Here is a 20,901-nt window from a genome sequence, read left to right as displayed (position 1 = left end):
AACAGAGCGGCTTCCTGCCTTCCCGCAGTGCGCAGTCGCCCTCACCCTCCCTTTCTCCCCCAGCGCCCAGAGCCCTGGGCGGCGCCCCCTTCCCCCGAGGAGACACCGGTGAGCGCATCCGACACCCCGCCCGTCCGCCGGCACATGGAACGCCTGGCAGCCGAGGGCATCGACGTGGTCCGGGTGACCTATCCCGACCTCATCGGCACCGAACGGGCCCGGGACGTCCTGCTGGACCACCTGCCCTCGGCCTGCGACCACGGCCTCGCCTTCTGCCGCGCCGTCTACCACACCAGCCCCCAGGGCGACGTCGTCCCCGTCTCCGGCGGGCTCGACGCGGGTCTGCCCGACATCTGCGTACGCCCCGACCTCGACACACTGACCGCCCTGCCGTGGGAACCCGGCGTCGCCACCTGCCTGGGCGACGTCACCGACCCGGCCACCGGACGACCGGCACCGGAGTCACCACGCGACCTGCTGCGCGCCGTCCTCGACCGGTGCGCAGCGCACGGCCTGCGCCCCGTCGTCGGCCCCGAGCTGGAGTACTTCCTGTGCGACGCGGCCGCGGACACCCCGACCGGGTGGCGCAGGTACAGCGACGCCGAGGGCGTCGTCTACACCGCGGGCCTGCGCGCCGACGACGACAACCACCTGCTGCGCACCCTGCGCCTGCTGCGCGACATGAACATCGGCGTCATCAGCGGCAACCACGAGTTCGACGGCGCGCAGTTCGAGATCAACCTGACCCACTCCGACGCCATGACGGCCGCGGACCGCGCCTTCCGCTTCAAGGCGGCGGTCAAGGAACTCGCCCGCAAGGAGGGCCGCCTCGCCACCTTCATGGCCAAGCCCTTCAACGGTGCGGGCGGATCGGGCTTCCACCTCCACCTCTCCTGCGTGGACGAGTACAGCGTGGGCGAGCACGGCGTGGGCGAGCACGGCGTGGGCGAGCACGGCGTGGGCGAGCACGGCGTGGGCGAGCACGGCACCAACGCTTTCGCGGATCCGTCCGCCCCCTACGGCCTGTCCGCCACCGGGCGCCATGCCATAGCCGGCGTCCTGGCCCACGCCCCGGCGCTGGCCGCGCTCGCCAACCCGACGATCAACTCCTACAAGCGCTTCGGCCCCGACACCCTCGCCCCCTGGCTGATCGACTGGGGCCTGGACAACCGCAGCGCGATGGTGCGCATCCCGCCCGAACGCGGCTCCGGTTCCCGCCTCGAACTGCGCCTGGGCGACGCGAGCGCCAACCCCTACCTGCTCATCGCGGGCACCATCGCGGCCGCCCTGTTGGGGGTGCTGGCCGGCGAGGAGCCTCCCGCCCCGCTGGAGGGCTACGGCTACGACACCACGAGATCCCCCGTGCTGCCGATGTCCCTGCCCGCCGCGCTCGACGCCCTGGAGGCCGACACGGCACTGACCGAGGTGCTCGGCAAGGACTTCACCACTTCCTACCTCGCGTACAAGCGCGACGAGGTCGCGCGCTTCCAACGGCATGTCACCGACTGGGAGTTCACCGAGTACGCCTACCACCTGTGAGTACGCCCACCACCTGTGACGCCGGCCCCACCCATGACGCTGAGGAGACCCACCGCATGACCACCACCACCCCGCCCCAGGCCGAGGCCGTGCGCGAGCCGCTGCCCCTGGCCGACGTCGACCTCGCGGACCTCGACAACTTCACCGACGGTGTCACCCCCTGGCGGATGTTCCACACCCTCCGCCACGAGGACCCCGTCCACTGGCAGCCCGAGGAGGCCCCCAACTCCGGTTTCTGGGCCCTGACCCGGCACGCCGACATCGCCCGCGTCGACCGCGACGCCGAGACCTTCACCTCCATGAAGTTCGTCAACCTGGAAGAGGTGGACGACGACCAGATCAAGAAGCGCGCCTCCATCCTGGAGCTGGACGGAATCCGTCACCGCGCCCTGCGCAGCCTGCTCCAGCGGCAGTTCGGCGCCGGCGTCATCAACAGCTACGCCGACTTCCTGCGCGGCCTGACCGCCACCACCCTCGACGCGGCGCTCGCCAGGGGCACCTTCGACTTCGTCAAGGAGGTCTCCGCCGACTTCCCGATCAACGTCCTGGCCCGCCTGCTGGACGTGCCCCCGGAGGACAACCAGCAGCTCATCGACTGGGGCAACCGGATCATCGGCAACACCGACCCCGACTACGCCGACGTCCTGCTGCACAGCGCGGAGAGCGAGCAGTACCGCGACCTGCCCTTCCGCTCCCCCGCCTCCCTCGAAGTCTTCGCGTACGGGCGGGAACTGGCCCGGCAGCGGCGCGGCGGCAACGGCACGGACCTGATCTCCCGGCTGGTCAACGAGACCCCACGCGACGGAGTCCCGCTCTCCCCGCAGGACTTCGACAACTACTTCCTGCTGCTGGTGGTCGCCGGCAACGAGACCACCCGGCACACCATCACGCACTCGATGCTCGCTCTCCTGCAGCACCCTGAGCAGCTCGCCCGCCTCAAGGACGACCCGTCCCTCATCCCGACGGCCGTCGAGGAGTTCCTGCGCTGGGCCTCCCCCGTCTACCACTTCCGCCGCACCGCGACCCGAGACGTCGAAGTCGGCGGCAAGCACATCAAGGAGGGCGACAAGGTCGTCATGTGGTTCGCCTCCGGAAACCGCGACGAGGACGTCTTCGGCAACCCCTACGACTTCGACGTCACCCGGCAGGACAACGACCACGTCACCTTCGGCAAGGGCAGCCCGCACCTGTGTCTGGGCAACCTGCTGGCCCGCACCGAGATCCGCATCATGTTCGAGGAGCTGATCCCGCGCCTGGCGGACATCCGTCTGGCCGGCGACGTCCCGCGCGTGCGATCCAACTTCGTCAACGGCATCAAGAAGCTGCCGGTCGAGGTCACGCTCGCCTGAGACAAGAGTCATCAGCCATCGGGCAGCAGCGCGGCAGGGGCGGTCCCCGTCCAGGACCGCCCCTGCCGCGCGACCGCAGTTCACAGGCGGGACAAGGCTGCCGTTACGCGACCGCCGAGGGCTGCCACGTCGCCTCGACCAGCGCTCGCTCGGTACCGGACAGATACACGGCCGCGCTGAGCCATACCCGCGCGTATGCGTCCGGATCGGCATGCCGGGTCCGGCCGAACACGTCGCGGCCCCGCCGGTCCGCCTCCGCGGTGAGCGCGTCCGCCAGGTCCGCGGCCGTCCGGAAGCCGCTGCGCCGCAGCGCCGCCGCACCCGAGGCCCGGTCACCGTCCCGGGCGGGCTCGGCGGCGGCCCGGCGGCCACCGGACACCGCGACCTCGACCAGCCGTCGCAGCCGCCACAGGGGCGCCTCGGCCACCGGATCCGGCGGCAAGGCGGTCGGACCCTCCACCGGCACCAACTCACCGGCCCGCGGAAAGTGCGCCCCTTCGAGGCGGTCGTAGCCCAGATCGGCGTGTCCCGACCACTCGGGCGGCAGCAGCAGCGTCGCCGTACCGTCCGGCACGGGACCGACCGCGAGAGGGCGCAGTGTCGCGGCACGGTCGGGGTCGAGGCGCCCTACGACGCGCAGCCGCAGTCCCGGACGCGAGGCGAGTTTGCGGAAGTTGGCCGCATGAGCCAGCTCCGGGTGGCCGTTGGCCGGCACGAGCCGGAGCAGGAGGCCTTCGGAGTCGGCTCCGTCGGGTGTCAGTTCCCTCGCGAACAGGTGGTCCTCGGCCGCCCCTACGACGACCACGTCACAGCCGATCAGTTCACCGGCCTGCGGCCCGGTCGGCTCCGGGTCGTCGCCCGGGGCGAGCTGTGCCGCGGCGGCCTGGGCCAGCGGCCGGGCGAACAGACCGGCGAGCGGGCCTGACGTCCAGGAGAGCCCCGCAACCGGGGTGGCCCGCACGCCCTTTCCCGCGCCGAGCCGGCCGTCCGGGGAGAGCGTCGCGCCGGAGATCAGCAGGCCGCCCCTGGAGAGCTGCGCGTGATCGAGGCTGCCGGAGCCGAGCGCGACGGTGGCCGTGGCGGCGCCGCGTGCCCGCGCCGGTCCGCCGGGCTTGACGTCGGACACGGACAACCAGCGTCCGTCCTCGGCGAGGACGTGGGTGACGACCCCGCCGTAGCCGGTGGCCGAGATCACCGGCTCCCGGCACACCCCGTGCACCTTGAGGCTTCCGCCGGGACGGTAGCTGCGCCGGGCGGTGCCGACCAGGGTCGGATCGGGATCGGACGCGCCGAGCAGGCCGCTGGTGAGCAGCAACTCCCGCAGCCCGGCGACCAGGTCGGCCAGCCGGTGGCCGTCATGGCGGGCGCGGGCGGCCCGCAACGCGCGGACGACCCTCAGGGCGGCCCCCTCGGCCCGATGCAGGCCGGCGAGCCGGGCGGTGTGCGCGGCCCGCAGCAGCTCCGCCTGCGGTACGGCGCCCGCACCGGGCACTCCGGCGGCCAGCACCGCCGCCGCGGCGGCCCACAGGCCGGATGCGGCGGTGACCTGCGCCGCGGTCGGGCCGGTCGGCGGTGCGACGTTGTCCGGCGTGCCGGACTCCTGTGCACCGCCGTCCGGTTCGGCAGCCTCCGCTCCACCTTCGAACGGCTGGTCCGGGGGGTCGGCGACCGCGTCGCTGTCGGCCACCGGCGCGGCCCCCAGGACCGCCGTGCGATGCAGGCACCGGGGGGCCAGCAGGCAGCTGCACTCGGCCTGCGCGGCGTCCGTGATCGCCCCCGACGGGCCGGGGGTGAGGGTGACTTCGGCGTCCTCGCCGCACCGCACGCGACGTACCGTGCCGTCCGTGGTGACGGGCAGCGTCGTGTATGTCTCGATCGTGGCGTCCAGCTTCTTGCGCAGCCGGGACGTCAGCTGCTCAACGGCGGCGGCGACCACCTCGGGTGCCACGGGGGGCAGTTCGGTGTTCATCGGTTCTCTCCCCGGAGGCGGTCGCCCACCCAGCGGGCCAGGGCGAGGGGGCTGAGGGCGGCGACCGGCATGCCGGCCGCGACGAGCTGCTGGGCCACCGGGACCGAGTAGCGAGGGGTGCCGGTGTCGTCCAGGGCGGCGCAGCCCATCAGGTGCACCCCGGAGCTCGCGAGGGCCCGTACCTCGCCGAGGAGCCCGCCGAGCGGGTAGCCCTCCTCGAAGTCGCTGACCACCACGACGAGGGTCCGGCTGGGGACCGTCACCAGCGACCGGGCCTGGGCCAGGCCGGCCGCGATGTGGGTGCCACCGCCGACCCTTACCTCCAGCAGGAGCGACAGCGGGTCGTCGACGCGGTCGGTCAGGTCGATCACTTCGGTGGAGAAGGCGAGGAAGTGGGTGCTGAGCGTGGGCACTCCGCCCAGGACGGCCGCCGTCAGGGCCGACCAGACGACGGACGCCTCCATGGACCCGGACACGTCGACCACCAGCACCAGCCGCCAGTCCGCCTCCCGGCGGGAACGGGTGCTGAACACCGGCCGCTCCGGGACGACCAGGGTGCGGCCGTCGTCGGTCCGGCGGGTGTGGGCGAGGTTGGCCCGCAGGGTGCGCGGCAGGTCGATCCGTCCTCCCGGGCGGCGGGTGGGACGTGGGGTGGCCAGTCCGGTCAGTGCCGGGCGCAGCCGGGTGGCCAGTTCCTTGGCGAGTTCGTCGACCAGGCGGCGCACCAGCGGGCGCAGCCTGGCGAGTTGCTGCTCGGGCATCCCGCCGGCCAGGGACAGCACGGAGGTCAGCAGGTCGACCGAGGGGCGTACGGCCTTGGGGTCGAGCTCGGCCAGGACGTCGGTGCGGCCCAGGTCGGCGGCCCGGGCCAGGACCTCCTCGCGGACATCGGCGCCGAACAGCGCGTCGAGTTCCTGCGCCCACTCGCGGGCGGTCGGGAAGGAGGCGTCCTGGCCGCCGCCCTGGCCGCCCTCCCGGCCGAGGTCCGAGGAGCCCTCGCCGCGGCCGGTGCCGTACAGCTCGTCGAGGGCGTGGGCGAGACGGCGGGCGTTCGGCGGCAGTTTGTCGCTCTCCCGGCCCAGCAGCAGACGCCAGCGGTCGGCCGGCGTGAGGTGCGGTGCGGGGCCGACCGGTGCCTCGGCGGGCGCGGATCGGTCGGACGGGGTCGCTTCTGCCGTGGTGCGCGCGGTGCCGTCCAGCCCCGTTCCCAGCGGCGGACGCAGCGATGTCACCGCCGCGCGGCCGGCCGCGTCGGCGGCCGTCCACAGGGCGAGCAGCCGCGGTGAGGCGCTGAGCGACAGGTCCAGACGGTCGCCGAGGCGCTCGGTCACCGTGGACAGCAGCCGGTCGCGGCCGGCGGGGCTGAGGGTGTCGAAGCCGCCGCGCAGGGCGGGAAGGCGGTCGAGGAATGCCTGGTCGGTGAGCGTGTCGATCCGGTGGAGCAGCGAGTCCAGCGCGGCCGGCGCCGCCTGCAGCAGTGGTGCGGCGCCGCTGAGCAGTCCTGTGAGTCGGCGGCTCATCGCGTGCCGGGCGTCAGGCCCGGTGGCGTTGTCGATCCAGCCCGCGGCACGGCGGCCGAGGGTCGTGGCGTCGTCCAGGTCGAGCAGGGCCCGAGCGGCGAGCGCGGCTCCCTGCATGAGCGGGGAGGCCTGGCGTGCGAGGTCGTCCAGGGCGTCGTCCATGCGCAGGCCGAGGCGGTGTTCGCCCGCCCGTGAGGCCAGTGCCACGAGGGCGTCGGCGTCCTGCGGGTCGTCACTGCCGGCCAGGCCCGGCAGGGATCGTACGGCCGACTCCAGCAGTTCCGCGGCGAGTTCGGCCGCGTCCTGCCGGCTCTCGGGTGTGGTGCCGGGCAGGTGGCCGCGCCGCAGGGCCTCCAAAAGGTCCAGGGCGGTGAGGAGTTCGGGCAGGGTGGCGCAGGCGGGGAGGATTTCGGCGGCGTCGGCGAGCCGCTCGGTCACCAGCGCGGGCAGGTCGCAGCGGGCGGCGTCGCCCAGTCCCGCCAGGACCAGGGCGCTGGTGGGTCCGCCCTCCGCCGCCTCCCTGCGGAAGGTCTCCCGCAGGGTGCCCTCGGCGGCCAGGGCCGCGGTGACGCCCCGGATACCGGCCAGGTCCAGGCGGACCGGCACCGCCGGCGTCCAGGCAAGCCGCCAACGGGTGGTCAGGGCGGCCGCGTCGCCGGTACCCGCCACCTGGATCGGTTCGCCGTACCCGGTGCCGCACACCGCCAGGCGCTGCAGAAGGATCTCGCGGCGGCCGTCGAGGGCCGAGCGCAGCGGGTCCAGCCGCAGCTCGCGCGATGCGGGGTCGTCCGGTCCGGGCAGCCGCAGCGCGGCGAGTTCGGCCTCGACGGACGGGCCGAGACCGGAGCGGGGCGTGCCGGGGGCGATGCGGCCCCGGTCCGTGCCGACGAGGACGGTCTCCAGCGCCCGGGCCAGTGCACGGCCGCGGCCGAGCGGCTCACCCTGCCCCATCACCGTCGTCAGCGCTTCCAGCACCTCGCCGCGGCCGGGTGCCGCCAGGCCGCGCAGCCGGGCCAGGTCGCCCGCCACCCGCAGGGTCTCGCGGGCCTCGCCCGTGCCGGCGACGTGTCCGGCCGCCCGCAGCTCGCGGCACACCGCGGTGATCGCCCGCGCGGCCGCGTCGTGCAGCCGCTCGGGGTCGCCGCCCGCGGTGAACACCTCCTGCTGCCAGCGCGGGTCGCGGATGCCCGCCGGGTAACCGGAGCGGGAGTCGAGCAGGTCGAAGGCGTACGGCACCAGGGAGGTGACCACGGCCGGGCCCTCCCCGGCATCGACCCGCCCAGCCCGTTCCGCCGCCTCCCACGTCGTCAACGCCGGGGCGTGGAAGGCTCCGACGACGGCCGCGACCCGGTGGCCGCCGGTCGAGGCGCGGGCGATCGTGGCGCGCATGTGAGCCTCACGCGCCAGATCGACCGGGGGCACGCCGCCCGTCGATTCGGCGTCACGCCGCAGTGCCCAGCCGACGCCCAGCGCGGCCCGGCGGACCGCTTCGGGGGCGCAGCCCGGGGCGAGGACCTCCACGCTGCGGTCCCACATGTCGTCGCCGTCGCGGCCGGTCGCGGACGCGGTCAGAGCCGCCGCGAACGCGGTGGGCGCCTCGGCGGACCGACCCCGTTCGCCCTCCCCCGCGACCGGCCGCTCGGCGCCCCACCTCGGATCGGACATCGGCAGGTCGCAGCAGACGACCTCCGCCCCGCGTTCCCGGGCCCAGCGGATCGCCGCGAGCTCGGGCGAGAAGTCGGCGAAGGGATAGAAGCCGAGCCGGCCGCCCTCGCCGGCCCCGGCCAGCGCGATGGGGGCGACGGTGCCCGGCGCGCCGAGATGCACCAGCCACGACTGGAAGTCGGCGGGCAGCTCCACGCAGACGACCTCGGCGCCGGCGGCGTCCAGCAGGGCGGGCACCGCGGCGGCGAGCGCGGGGCTGTGGTGCCGTACGCCCAGCAGGTACGGAGCGGTGCAGTCGGCGAGGGCAGTCAGGGCCGCCCGCGGTTCCAGGGCGAGCGTCACCGAAGGTTCTCCCGCAGGTCCCACAGGCGCCGCCAGGTCGCCGAGCCGTCCTCGGCGCGGCGGCGTACCGGGCCGTCCCAGTAGCCGAGCAGGCGCGCGTGGTCGGCCGGGTCGTCCTTGCGGACCACACCCAGCAGATGGCCGGGCACCAGGTCGAGGGAGTCTCCGCCGGGGAGATAGGCGGCGGCCACCCCGAGGGAGACGGCGACCTGGACCGCCTCCGCGGTGGACATCACCGTGCCCGGGCGTTCCACGTCCCAGCCCTCGGCGGAGCGTCCGGCCCGCAGGTCGCGGAAGACGGTCACCAGGACGTCGAGGACTGCGTCGTCGACGCCGAAGGCCGCGCCCGCCCGCGCGACTGCGGCCGTGGCCTGCCGCTTGACGAGCTCGGTCTCGGCCTCGACGTCCGCGATCGGGTGCACGGTCTCGAAGTTGAAGCGGCGCTTGAGCGCGGCGGACATCTCCGACACACCGCGGTCGCGGAGGTTGGCGGTGGCGATGACGGTGAAGCCGGGCGCGGCGGCGACCTGGGCGTCGTCGGAGCCGGACAGCTCCGGCACGCTCATCCGACGGTCCGACAGGATCGACACCAGGGCGTCCTGCACCTCGGGCAGGCAGCGGGTGATCTCCTCGACCCGGGCCACCTTCCCGTCGCGCATCGCGGCGAGCACCGGCGAGTCCACCAGGGCTTGCGGGGTCGGGCCCTGGGCGAGCAGCAGGGCGTAGTTCCAGCCGTAGCGCAGGGCGTCCTCGGTGGTACCGGCGGTGCCCTGCACGGTGAGCGCGCTGGTGCCGCAGACGGCCGCCGACAGCAGCTCCGACAGCATCGACTTGGCGGTGCCCGGCTCGCCGACGAGCAGCAGCCCGCGCTCTCCGGCGAGGGTGACCACGCACCGCTCCACCAGGGCGCGTTCGCCGACGAACTTCGGGGCGATGACGAGTTCGTCCGGCAGCCCCTCGGGCGGCTCGGGCAGCTTCAGGGCTTCGCCGCCGCTGCCGCACACGAAGGTGATCACGGCGCGCGGCGTCAGCAGCCAGCCGGGCGGACGGGGGCCGTCGTCGTGGGCGGCGAGGAAGGCGAGTTCGGTGGCGAAGCGCTCTTCGGCGGGCAGGGTCTGCCGGGCCGGAAGGGCCGTCACCGTGTCGGTCAGGGGCATGGATGTCCTTGCTCGGTAGATCGGTCGAAGTCGATGCGTGGGGGGTGCAGGCCGGGGGCCGCCGGTGGGCGGCGCCCCGGCCGATGGTGGGTCAGCGGCGGCGGCCCCGGCGGACCTTCAGCTCCTCGAACCGGGGAGCGTCGCCGTCTTGTACGCGCTGCCATGCCCTGCGGTACAGGTCGGCGGCCGGCTCGAACGGCACGATCACGCCGAACGGGACGTGTTCGTCGCTCACTTCGGCGAACAGGGGCAGCTTCCAGCGCTCCAGCGGCACCCGCGGGGCCGACTGCTCCACCCAGCCGCCGGGCAGGAACAGCGACCGGCCGGCCCGGGTGCGGCTGGCCTCGACCACGAGGTCGGTGGCGGCCAGTTCGGCGCGCGCCGCCTTCAGCCGCGCCGGCTTCCAGGCCGTCCACCGGGCCGTCATGCGGTCGGTCGGGTCGGGCATGGTCAGCAGCATCAGATAGAGGGTGGCGGCGTCCTCGCCCAGCCCGTACTCCTTGGCCACCTCGGTGACCAGCTCGGGAACCGAGCGGCTGGGATCCTGCGGCCACCAGGTGCCGTCCTTGCCCCGCTCCCCCGCGATCGGCTCGCCGGGGTCGGCGAGCAGGGCCGCGAACGCCTGGTCGCGGACCAGGCGCAGCGCCACCTCGGCGGCGTAGGGCCGCTGGTTGTCGACGCGCACCGCGGGCAGGTAGGGGTCCTGGCCGGCCTCGTCGAGGAGGTCGACGCGGATGGCCGGGGCGGGCTGGTCGTCGTGGGTGGCCAGGACGACGGCGCCGTACCGCTCGAAGCCCGGACCGGCCTCGGTGGGGGTACCGGCGGTCTTGCGGAAGTCGGGGAGGCTGATGTAGCGACCCAGGTCGAGCATGAGTCCGGGGTGGGCGAGCCGTTCGCGGACGGCGGTCAGCGCCGGGGGCAGCGCGGCGCGGACCGGGTCGCCGGCGGGCAGCCGGTGGGCGAGCCAGGCGGTCAGGCCGACCGCGCCGACCAGTGTCTCCGCGGTGAAGCCGTTCGTGTCGTCGCCGACGGGCCGCACCCGGTCGCCGTTGACCGCCCAGGTGAGGTCCCGGCTGAGCCGGGGCGAGGCGGCCGGGTCCACCAGGGCGGGCAGCGCCTGACGGATCGGCCAGGAGGCGTGCCGGAAGGCGCGGATCGCGTCACCGAGCAGTTCCTCCGGGACGGCGACTCGCTTGCCGACCTGGGCGTTCCACGCAGCGGCGGCGGCCGCCACGTCCGGGCCCTCGGTCCACAGCCGGGCCGGCTCGGCGGGCAGCAGCGCGCCCACGACCGCGGCACGCACCGCGCCGTCGACGCCGTGCAGTTCGTCCTTGGCGACCGCCGCCGGGGCCACCTTCACCCCGATGAGGGTGCGGGCCTCGGGCGTGAGGAAGGTGCGCTCGTAGACGTCGATCCCCGGCAGGCCGGCCACGACGAGCCGGGCCATCGTCTCGGTCACGCCGGTGAGACGGGCGAACTCCTCGGCGGCCTGCGGGAACCAGGGGGCCGGGCCGCGCTCGGCCAGTTCGGCGAGGAACGTCCCCATCCGGCCCGGGACCGGGCTCTCGCCCAGCGGTCGCGACTCAAGCGCCTTGTAGGGCTGCGGCGTCTCGAAGCGTCCGGACGGGTCGTGGAAGTAGCCGGTGAAGCAGGCGCCGTCGTCGTCGAGGGAGCGGCGGCCCGTGACGGCGATGAAGGCGCCGTCGGCCAGTGGGAGTACGCCGTTCCATGAGCCGTCGCGCCATGCGCCCGCGGCGGTGCGCAGTGGTGCCGCCTCCAGGTGCAGGTGCACCCTGCGCCAGGCGGTGGAGTCGTCCGGTGTCAGACCGAGGCGGTCGAACTCGGCGAGGAGGGTGCGCAGGACCTGGCGGTGCTCGTCGGTGGTGGTGGCGGAGGCCGCCCGGTAGGCCAGTGCGGTCGCCCGCTCCAGCAGCGTCTCCAGGTCGGGCTGTCCGGAGGGCAGCGGGTGACCGTCGAGGTGGAGGCGAACGTCCGCAAGGCCGGGCAGGGTGGTGTCGGCGCGTCCGGTGGCGCGGGCCAGGACGCGCAGGGCGCGGAAGGCGGTGTCGGCCTCGTCGTCGCGGTTCCACCAATAGCCGCGCGAGGAGCCGAGCCCGTTCATCGCCGCCATGAGGACGCTGTCCGCCGGTCCGGCCGGGCCCTCGTCCTCCAGGCCGCCCTCGAGGGCGCGGGTCAGCCGGGTGGCCGCCGCGTCCAGCACGGCCTGCTGGGCCGCGGCGTAGCGGGCGACTCCGGCGATGCCCTTGACCAGCGCGTCGTGGCTGACCGGGAGGAGGGTGCGGATGGCGTCGGCCAGGGCTTTCCCGTCCTCGCTGTGCTCGCCGGACGCGGCCGCCAGCAGTGCCGCGGCCGTATTACGGTCGATGATTCGCAGCGCCTTCGACCCTTCTGGGTCACGGGCTGTCAGGCACTCCCAGAACTGCACGGGAGGCAGCAGCAGGGTGCCCTCGCCGAAGTCGCCGGGGGTGCGGTCGGTCTTGGCCCAGGCGGTCTGGACGCCGTCGGCGTCGACCAGTTCGAGCTGCCAGTTGTTGCGGACGACGGCCGTGGGCCGGTCCGCGCCCGGGAAGACGACCAGCGCGTTCGGCACACCGGCTGCGGCGGGCAGGGTGACGGTGTGTCCGGTGAGGTCCTCGGCGCGCCGCGAACCGTCGGGCAGTTCCACCACGCGCAGTCCGGTCAGGCCGTTCAGGGGAGCGCAGGTCGGAGTGGTGTCGGTGGCGGGAGCGGGGCGCAGTCTGCCGCCCACATAGCTGCTGCCCGTGGGAGCGTCGCGCAGGGCGTCGGCGAGGAAGGCGGGCTTGCTCATCCGGCCGCGCTCGTTCGTGGCCGGATCGTACTCGTACCAGCCGTGCGCCTCACGGTCCTCGGAGTCGGCGTGCCAGACCCAGTACGACGATCCGTCGAAGAGCAGTGGCCGTTCGTCGGGCAGGGTGGTGTCCCCGGCGTGCACGACACCGCGACCGGTGGTCCGGCCACCGTCCGCCAGCGGCAGGGTGATGGGGAAGTCGCCGCGGTACCAGTCCATCTCGGTGCCCCGGGTGGAGTGCGCGCCCTTGAGGGACTCGATGCGGTCGGCGCGCGAGTGCCAGTAGCCGCGCAGGCCGTCTCTGCGGGAGTTCCAGTACACGAGGAGTTCGCCGTCCACGTGGTGGAAGCCCGGGTCGCCCGAGACGTCGTTCGCCGGCAGGCGCAGGTCGTGGGTGAGCACGGTCCCGTCCGCGCCGATCACACGGGCCTGGGCGTTGCCGGCCACGACGAGGTGGGGCCAGGCGTCGGCGACCACGATGTCCTGCACCCGGTCCTTGGCGACGAGCTCGGCCGTCGCCTCCTCCCAGGCCGGCCAGCCCAGTTCGTCGAAGAGCCCGGCGCGCAGGGTGCGGGCCAGCACCGGCGCGAGATCAGTACCGACGGCGGCGCGGACGTCGTCCTCGGCCAGCGCCAGCGCCTCGGCGGGCAGCCACCCCAGCCGGGTCAGCGCGTTCGGCAGTCCGGGCAGACCCACCGCGGTGAAGCCACGGACCACGGTCCTCACCCACTCGGCCAGCCAGGGGCGGCCGCCGGGCGAGGCCGCCAGCAGACGAATGGCGCGCAGCGCCTGGTCGCCCTGGTGGAACCGGTCGGCGCCGCGCAGGAAGGCGTCGAAGAACCGGGCGTCGGCGCCGAGGTGGATCAGCTCCCGCTGTCCTTCGCCGATGGCCCACGCCGTCAGCGGCAGCTCCTGGTCCTTGCCGGGAGCGGCCACTGGCACGTCCAGGGAGAGCAGCAGGTCGATCAGGTCGATGTCGTGCGTGACCCTCAACCCGCGCCCGGACGAGGCGAGTTCGGTGCGCAGCCGGGCCGCGACGCGCTCGGCCAGCGGGTACAGCTCCGGCATCCGGGTGGAGCTGCGCCAGGACCGGGCCCGCTCCCGGAACGTCAGGAAGCGCTCCAGCCAGCCCGCGGTGCCGTCGCTCGGCCGCTGGTCGGCGGGCAGGGAGTCGTCCCACAGTCCCGTCGTGGCGCCGGACGTCTCCAGGACCTGCAGCCACATCGCGGGCATGTCCTCGTCGCCGCCGGCGGGGAACATGTCCAGCAGAGCGCCGCGCACCCGCGGCTCCCGCTCGGCCAGCGCCACCAGCGCGGCCCGGTGGCCCTTCCACCAGCCGGCCGCGGCACGCATCGTGGCCGGCAGGCCGAGCAGCTCGGCCAGGTAGTCCTGCTCGGCCCGGTCGGCGTCCCGTCCGGCTCCGCGGGCGAGCTTGCGCAGGTCGTTGGCCATCTGAGCGGACGGCGGCAGCCCGCCCGCGGTGCGGCGCAGGCACAGGCGGGTGAAGCGCTCCAGCGCCTCCTGCGCGGACACCCGGGCGGCCAGTTCCCTGCCGTAGGCGGAGAGCACCTTCACCGGCAGCGCGCCGGCCAGCGCGAACTCCAGGAACACCGCGTCCAGGCGCTCCTCCTCCACGGTCAGCCCGTGTTCTGCCTCCGCCTTGCGGGCGCGGGTGAACAACTGGGCGGCGTAGGTGGCGTTCTCCTCGGCGAGGAACACCCGGCCGGCCTGCTCGTAGAAGGTCGGCAGGAAGTGCGGGACCGACGCGGCAAGCCGCTGACCGAGCTCCAGGTAGGCGTCGAGCGCGGCCTTCGGGCGGGACTTCGCCTGCCGGGCCGCCCGCTCCAGATCCGGTACGACGCCCAGCGCGTGGTGGCCGTCCTCCGGGTGGTGCACCAGCACCCACTCGGGAAAGCCCAGCGACTGGCGCAGCCCGAGACCCACGACGGCCGGTTCCGCGGCCGGCTCCAGGCCCAGGAACCCGGCGGCCAGGTCCTCGGCGGCGCCCAGCTCACCGGCGACCAGACGGACCACCACACGGTCCTCAAGGCCCGGATGACGATAAGCACGCGCCGTCAACTGCACTGCCCGCTCGCCGGCCCCCTCGGCGTCCGGCGGCAGCACCCCGCCCGCGCTCAGCAGTTCCTCGTACGACACCTGCGTCCCCCCGCTCATGCGTTCTTGCCTTCCTCGATCGTGCGCCCGGCGTAGAGCGCCGCGGCCATCCGCATCCCCTCCGACCAGGCCACCGGGCCCACCTCCCGCAGCGGCAGGGCACGGCCGTCCTGGTCGTGCCAGGTGAGGCTGCCGGTCTCCACCGTGTCCTCCCAGTACGGCTCGCCGATCCACACGCCGGCCTCGACGGTGCGGCCGCCGTCGCGGACCCGGGCCGTGGAGTAGCCCCCCGAGACGCGGTAGCCGAGCGAACTCGCCCGTGCGGCCAGGGCGAAGCGGGAACGGAAGGAACCGCCGGTGAACTCGCGTATCTCGGTGGCCTTGGGGTCGAGTTCCTCGGGCCGTTGCCAGGTCGCACGGTGGATCTGTTCCACGCGCTGGACGATGCCCAGCTCCGCCGCGAACTCGCGGATGTCGTCGAGATCCGGGAGCAGCACCGGGTGCGGAAGCGTGACGGTTCGCGGGGACAGCCGTACCGTCTCGCCGTCCAGGTTGACCACGCGCAGTTCGCCGTCCTCCGTGGCCCCGCGCAGGAAACCGACCTCGTCGGGATCGTCGCCCACCACGGCGAGGTCGCGCAGCGCCGACTGCCAGGCCTCGTCCGGCCACACCCGGGCCAGCAGACCGGTGGGGACGGGCAGCGACGACACCATCCAGGCGTCGACCTGCGCGACGCATGCCGTGGCGTGCCGATCCAGCCATTCGGCGAACCGCCGCAGCCGGTCCACCTCAGGATGGTCGCGCAGCGCGCGCGGCAGCGATTTCAGCTGCCGCCCCGCGGCCCGGCCCGAGGTGGCACGCGCCGCCACCCGCCCTTCCACCAGGGCGACTTCGTACCCGTCACCCGCCGAGAGCCAACCCACGAGTCCCCGCCTTCCACATCAAGACAGCAAGAAGAAAGCACAGTTCAGCCGGGGGCATCCCGGCGCCAGTGCGACGATGTGAGGAACGTTAGCGGCGATCACTGACAATCGGTGGCGGGAGCGGGTCACAGGGCGTCTACAGTCCGGGGTGACGGGGTCGGCGGGCGGCTGCTGCGCTCCCGGTTTCGCACGGTGGGGAAGGCACGCGGGCGCGCCTGTCCAGCCGTGTGGTTTCAGCCAGGTGGTGGACGGTTGCTGGGTACGCGACGCGTGTCCGCGGGGCGACACGGACAGAACACGCCTGCGGCGCGCCTTGGGCGGACAGGAACACAGGGGGACGGGTATGTGACGTGGAGATCATCGTCGGGGCGCATCGAAAGAAGCTGCCATGGGCATGTATTCGGGCGTTTTGATCCCTCCCCCACGAGGAGTGAGCGCGTGATGAGCGCCCCCACCACGGCACCCATCCCCACCCCCACAGCCCCCGGCCGACTGCCCCTGATCGGGCACGGCCTCCGCCTCGTCCGCGATCCGCTGCCGTTCATCACCTCGCTGCGCGAACACGGCAGTGTGGTGCGCATACGCATCGGCCCCACATCCGCCTACGTGGTCACGGACCCCGCGCTGGCCCGGCGTGTCCTGGTGACCGACGCCGCCCACTTCCCCAAGGGCGGCAAGTACTACGACGCGTTGCGGGTCTTCCTCGGCGACGGGGTCGCGACCGTCGCCGACGGCGACACCCATCGGCGCAACCGCCGTCTGATGCAGCCCATGTTCAGCAAGGCGCACATCGCCGAGCGCGGAAACGCCATGATCGATCAGGTGCGGACGATGGTCGGCGCCTGGCCCGCGGCCGAACCGCTCGACTTGTTCGCCGGCATGAACGAGATCACCCTCGCGACGTTCCTCGTCGCCGTGTTCGGCGCGGACCTCCCCGCGCATCTGGAGGGCGAGTTCACCGCCCTCATGCCCGAAATCATGGGAGGAACGATTCGGCAGGTCCTTCTGCCGCCCTGGATCACGCGACTGCCGCTGCCCGCCAACCGCGCGCACGCCGACCGTGTCGCCCGCCTGCGCGCTCTCATCGACCAGGCCATCGACCACCACGCCGACGCCACCGCACCCGGATCCGCCGCGCCGGACGGTGCGTCGGGTGCCGAGGCATGCCCCCATGCGTCCCAGGCGCGGCGGCGACAGCCAGGAGGCCTGTTCGAAACCCTGATCGGTGTGGAGGACCAACTGGGCCGCCGCCAACTCCAGGACGAGGCCATCACCCTCCTCGCCGGAGCGATCGAGACCACCGGCACCACACTCGCCTGGGCGCTGTACGAGATCGCCGGCAATCCCGCCGTGGAACGACGACTTCGCGAGGAACTGGCCTCCGTCTGCCAGGACCGGCCGCTGCGCTACGACGACCTCGACCAACTCCCCTACGCGCGACGGGTTCTGCAGGAGGCCCTCAGAAAGTACGGGGTTTCCTGGATGGTGACGCGGACCGCCGCCCGCGACATCGTCCTCGGCGGACACCTCATACCCAAGGGCGCGGATGTCGTGTGGAGTCCCTACCTGCACCAGCACGACCCCTCCTACTACCCCGACCCCGACACCTTCGACCCGGACCGCTGGGAGACGGACCGCGTCGCGGCCACCCGAGGGTCCTTCCTCGCCTTCGGCGACGGCCGCCGCAAGTGCATCGGAGAGAACTTCGCCTGGGTGGAGCTCACCATCATCCTCGCGACCCTCCTCCAGCTCTGGCCCCGGTTCACAATGACCTCCCCTCCACCGCGCCCCCAGGCCGTCATCACTGTCAAACCCGACGCCTTGACCATGGAGTTCCATTCGGACCCGGGCGACTGAGGGGCCGGTCGAGCAGCCCGCACGGGTGCCGGCCCCGTTCCGCCTGGCCTCGGCCTGACGCTGGACGCAGGACCCGCCCACAAGCGCACTGAAGTGCTGAGAGGACGCGAGGTGACCATGGTCCCATCAACGAAATCCTTCTTCGAGGAGGTGCGGGCGGTGTACGCGGAAACCGCGACGGCTCTTGGGCTGTCCGGCCCGACCGAGACCGAGCGGGTCCTGCCCGTCTCCACGTACCGGGGCGGCGGGGTTGCGTACAGAGTCGCTCTCGACTTCAGGGAGGGCGGGGTGGAGTGCAGCGTCAGCTTCACAACGGATGCCGTGATGCTGACAGTCGACATCGAGCCGTTGGCCATCACCGCAGGCGTCGTGGAGAAGCGCGGTGGCATCTCCTACAGCGCCCGAAATCTCAAACAGATGCGAAAGTCTCTCCTGGGCCAGGCCGGTTACGTCCAGCGTGTGCATCCGCTCCTGACCGACGCCGCCACGATCGAGGACCTGATGAGGCGGTCCGGCGCCCGCGAGTGGCACGGGCACAGTTCCACACCTGAACAGTGAGATCGAAAAGGGCCCTCCCACACCCCCGGATGTCAAGGAAGGTTGCGACAAGCTTTAGGACCCGAGCGCCTACCCGCTACCGGCCCACTTCAGCCGACACGTTGGCAGTCAACCAGCTGAGCAGTGGCCCGAGTTGCTCATGCGTGGCCAGGACACGGTCGACGGCCTCCGGTGTCCGAAGCCATTCGTCACAGCCGAGGTGCCGTGTGGCGAGCAGCGATCGGTGGCGCAGCAAGTCCGCTCGAGGATGGTCGGTGGGGTGGTCCCGGGGCACGCGTTTGAGCAGGTCCCCGGTGATTTCAAACCCCTTGCTCCTCAGGTCCGAGACCAGGTCGCCCAGTTCGGTGCCGCTTGGCTCGGCGGCGACCGCCGCCCTGAACCTGGCGACCTGCACGGAGTCGGCGTACCACCACGCGCCCTGCACATGCAGGCCATCCAGGTTGAAGCGCAGGCCGATCTCGACGTTCCGGGCGACGCGTACGACAGCGGACTGGTTCTGCCACCACCACGATGTCTTCCCGTACCGCCACACGGAATGGTCCTCGAACGCGGGATCCGCCCAGGCCAAGTCGTGCAGAAGCGAGACCATCGGTTGCCGTACGAGGCGTTCGCGGTCCTTGCGAACCTCGCGCATCACCTCTTGCGACGGCTCACCGTCAAGACGCAACAGTACGTCGAACGCGGCCTCGTCCCAACCGGCGAACTGCCTTGGCCCAGCCATCGCTTCCGGTCCTCCGGTCTCCCTGTGCCGCCAGGACTCGCGGTGCATGCAGGAGGTGATGCTACGGCAGCCCGACACCGTTCAGCCCGCCTGCCGGACCAACTTCCCGTTGTCCGCGACGTCCTTGCGGGTCACCGTCAGATACACCACCAGGCCGAGGATGACCGCCAGGAAGAGCACGCTCGTGATGACGGTGCCGAGGCCGAGGCCGCCGTCTCCGGTCGGCTGGGAGAGGTAGTCGCCGATCGAGGCGCCCAGGGGGCGGGTGAGGACGTAGGCGATCCAGAAGCTCCAGACCGCGTCCAGGCCGAGGGTGAAGTGGGCGATGCCCACGGCGGCGATGGCCAGGGCGAACAGGATCGCGGAGAGCCAGTAGCCGAGGTCCATGCGCTCGGAGACCAGGTCGCCGGCCGCGGTGCCGAGGGCGAAGGTGAACAGCACGGCCAGCCAGTAGAAGGCCTCGCGGCTGGTGGTGTCGATGCTGCGGATGGACAGGGTCCGCTCCCGCCGGTACCAGACGACGAACACGACGGCGAGGACGACCCCGAACACCGTGGTGGTCGTCTCCAGCGGCACGCCCATGTTGTCGGTGAGGTTGTCGCTGATCAGGGTGCCGACGACGCTGATCAGGGCGACGGCGAGCCAGTACACACCCGCTCGGTAGGCGGTGGTGCGGAACTGCACGACCAGCACGACTGCGAGCAGGGCGCTCATCAGAACCGAGACACCCGTCAGGCCGAGACCGGCCTTCTCGTTGAGCAGGTCGGCCGCGGTCTCCCCGACCGTCGTGCACAGGACCTTGATGATCCAGAAGTAGACGGTGACCTCGGGAACCTTGTTCAGGCGGAGGCGGGGTGCGTGCCGCGTGGGACCGGTGGTGTCCCGCGCGGCTTCGGGTGTCTCGGACAGTTCGTAGGTCATGAGGCCCGACCCTGCCAGGACCTACCTGAACGCATCCTGACTGCGCGTGCTGCTCACCTCACCTGTGCCGGGTCGCGGTCCGCGAGGGCTCGACGCCCGAGGCGCGCACCGTGGTGTGGGCCGGTGTGCGGTGGTGCCGGGGTACGACGTCCTGGGGGAAGGTCAGCTGCTGGTTCATCCACTTCAGGGTGGCCGGCATCTCCCGCGTCCAGGTGGGGAAGTTGTGGCTGCCCTGATCGGGGAGGATCGACACCACCCGCATAGGTGCTTTGACCGCCTTGATGAAGGCCAGCGTCTGGGCGTAGCCCTTCTCGCCGTGTTTGCTGTCGGCGACCAGGACGGAGACCTGGGGTATGGGCAGGTGCTTGAGCCGCCACATCAGGTCGTGCCCGTTGATCCGGTTGACCCGGCCCAGCCCACTGCCGAAGAGGTTGCCGGTCGTGGGGTCGTCCTTGACCTTGTAGTCGGGCGAAAGCGCACCGGCCGTTGTGTACACGTGCGGGTCGCGCATCGTCAGCTGCAGGGCGCAGCTGGCGCCGGAGGAGTACCCCATGACGCCCCAGGAGTTGGCGTCGTGACCCACCCGGTAGGTGGACTTCAGGGCGTCGGGAAGATCCCTGGCCAGGAACGTCTCGGTCTGCGGCCCGCCGGGCACGTTCACGCACTCGGTGTCACGCGGTGGGGCGATCGTCGGCCGGATCATCACCATGATGGTCGGCTGCATCTGTCCGCTCTTCTGCAGCTGTCCGGCGGTCTGCGACACCCGCAGGTACTGGGCCAGGTTGAAGATGCTGCCGGGATAGCCACTGAGGGCGACGATCACCGGGAAGCGTTGCCTGTGGTACGCCTTCTGGAAGTACTGCGGCGGCAGGTAGACGAACGCCGGGTCGACCACGCCCGTGCGGCGCCCTATGACCTTCACGGACTCGACCCGCCCGTTCACCGCGGCGGGCCCGGTGGGCAGTCCGCTGACCCGGCTCAGCTGCTGGTCGCCGGCGGGCTGCACCAAGGGACCCTTCACGGAGACGCCGGTGACCGTCCCGTCGCCGTTGTGGCCGGCCGCCTGCGTGACGCCGACGGGAGAGGTGTCGACGTTGCCGAAGAGCTCGCCCCACGATCCGAAGAACTGGTACGACGAGTTCAGCCAGCAGGCGAACGTCGCGATGATCGTCACCTGGGTCACGCCGACGGCCGCAAGCCGTCCGAGCACCTGCCACAGCCCCTGCCTGGCCAGCCGTGGCCAGAGCCAGACCAACAGCGCCACTGAGACGGCGGCCAGTAGCGCCATCACGTACACGGTTGTCTTGCTGGTCAAGCCCATGCCACTCAGTCCCTGATTTCCTTGCCCGTGGTCGTTCTGTCACCAGGAAGAGGTTTGGTGACCCTTGTGCGTTCACCAAGAAACGCTCATGGAACAAACGAGCGGGCCCTTCCG

Annotated in this window: 12 protein-coding genes; 4 read left to right on the top strand and 8 right to left on the bottom strand. The window is 72.6% G+C overall.

The features are described from left to right. Window positions 1-108 precede the first annotated feature (108 nt). The gene (locus ACQF4J_RS44680; protein WP_427168395.1) at window positions 109-1,539 is read left to right on the top strand and encodes a glutamine synthetase family protein; all 1,431 of its coding nucleotides are present in this window, start codon (window positions 109-111) and stop codon (window positions 1,537-1,539) included. A gap of 56 nt (window positions 1,540-1,595) precedes the next feature. Continuing rightward, window positions 1,596-2,888 (top strand): cytochrome P450, encoded by a 1,293-nt coding sequence (locus ACQF4J_RS44675; protein ID WP_351806860.1) that lies wholly within the window; start codon window positions 1,596-1,598, stop codon window positions 2,886-2,888. A gap of 103 nt (window positions 2,889-2,991) precedes the next feature. On the opposite strand, the gene ACQF4J_RS44670 is transcribed toward ACQF4J_RS44675, so the two are convergent. From ACQF4J_RS44670 to ACQF4J_RS44650, 5 genes are all read right to left on the bottom strand, one after another. Further along, window positions 2,992-4,857 (bottom strand): hypothetical protein, encoded by a 1,866-nt coding sequence (locus ACQF4J_RS44670; protein WP_427168394.1) that lies wholly within the window; start codon window positions 4,855-4,857, stop codon window positions 2,992-2,994. Beyond that, window positions 4,854-8,384 carry a vWA domain-containing protein gene (locus ACQF4J_RS44665; RefSeq protein ID WP_427168393.1) on the bottom strand — a complete coding sequence of 1,177 codons (3,531 nt, stop codon included), beginning with the start codon at window positions 8,382-8,384 and terminating at the stop codon, window positions 4,854-4,856. The genes ACQF4J_RS44670 and ACQF4J_RS44665 overlap by 4 nt, the downstream gene beginning before the upstream one ends. Then, window positions 8,381-9,541 (bottom strand): AAA family ATPase, encoded by a 1,161-nt coding sequence (locus ACQF4J_RS44660; RefSeq protein WP_427168392.1) that lies wholly within the window; start codon window positions 9,539-9,541, stop codon window positions 8,381-8,383. Before ACQF4J_RS44660 ends, ACQF4J_RS44665 begins: the two co-directional genes overlap by 4 nt. Window positions 9,542-9,632: 91 nt before the next feature. After that, a complete protein-coding gene (locus tag ACQF4J_RS44655; protein WP_427168391.1) occupies window positions 9,633-14,546 on the bottom strand; it encodes a DNA-binding protein in 4,914 nt (1,637 codons plus the stop codon). Then, entirely contained in the window at window positions 14,543-15,409 is an 867-nt protein-coding gene (locus ACQF4J_RS44650; RefSeq protein ID WP_427168390.1) for a DUF4132 domain-containing protein, read from the bottom strand. The genes ACQF4J_RS44655 and ACQF4J_RS44650 overlap by 4 nt, the downstream gene beginning before the upstream one ends. Window positions 15,410-15,850: 441 nt before the next feature. Here ACQF4J_RS44650 and ACQF4J_RS44645 point away from each other — a divergent pair, with 441 nt between their 5' ends. Further along, entirely contained in the window at window positions 15,851-17,266 is a 1,416-nt protein-coding gene (locus ACQF4J_RS44645; protein ID WP_427168389.1) for a cytochrome P450, read from the top strand. 111 nt (window positions 17,267-17,377) lie between these two features. Then, on the top strand, window positions 17,378-17,824 hold the full coding sequence (locus ACQF4J_RS44640; RefSeq protein WP_427168388.1) for a hypothetical protein: 447 nt from the start codon (window positions 17,378-17,380) through the stop codon (window positions 17,822-17,824). 76 nt (window positions 17,825-17,900) lie between these two features. Here ACQF4J_RS44640 and ACQF4J_RS44635 read toward each other — a convergent pair whose 3' ends face one another. From ACQF4J_RS44635 to ACQF4J_RS44625, 3 genes are read right to left on the bottom strand one after another with little or no spacing between them, the layout of a single operon-like run. After that, window positions 17,901-18,593, bottom strand: coding sequence for a DUF2461 family protein (locus tag ACQF4J_RS44635; protein ID WP_427168387.1), 693 nt, complete (start codon window positions 18,591-18,593; stop codon window positions 17,901-17,903). A gap of 33 nt (window positions 18,594-18,626) precedes the next feature. After that, window positions 18,627-19,466 (bottom strand): COG4705 family protein, encoded by an 840-nt coding sequence (locus tag ACQF4J_RS44630; protein ID WP_351581976.1) that lies wholly within the window; start codon window positions 19,464-19,466, stop codon window positions 18,627-18,629. A gap of 58 nt (window positions 19,467-19,524) precedes the next feature. Next, on the bottom strand, window positions 19,525-20,787 hold the full coding sequence (locus ACQF4J_RS44625; RefSeq protein ID WP_351581978.1) for an alpha/beta hydrolase: 1,263 nt from the start codon (window positions 20,785-20,787) through the stop codon (window positions 19,525-19,527). Between the last annotated feature and the right edge of the window lie 114 nt (window positions 20,788-20,901).

It is taken from the genome of Streptomyces sp. C1-1, from assembly GCF_050214755.1.
Taxonomy (GTDB): domain Bacteria; phylum Actinomycetota; class Actinomycetes; order Streptomycetales; family Streptomycetaceae; genus Streptomyces.
The sequence above is the reverse complement of the archived record's forward strand: the minus strand, read 5'-3'. Positions and strand labels throughout refer to the sequence as shown.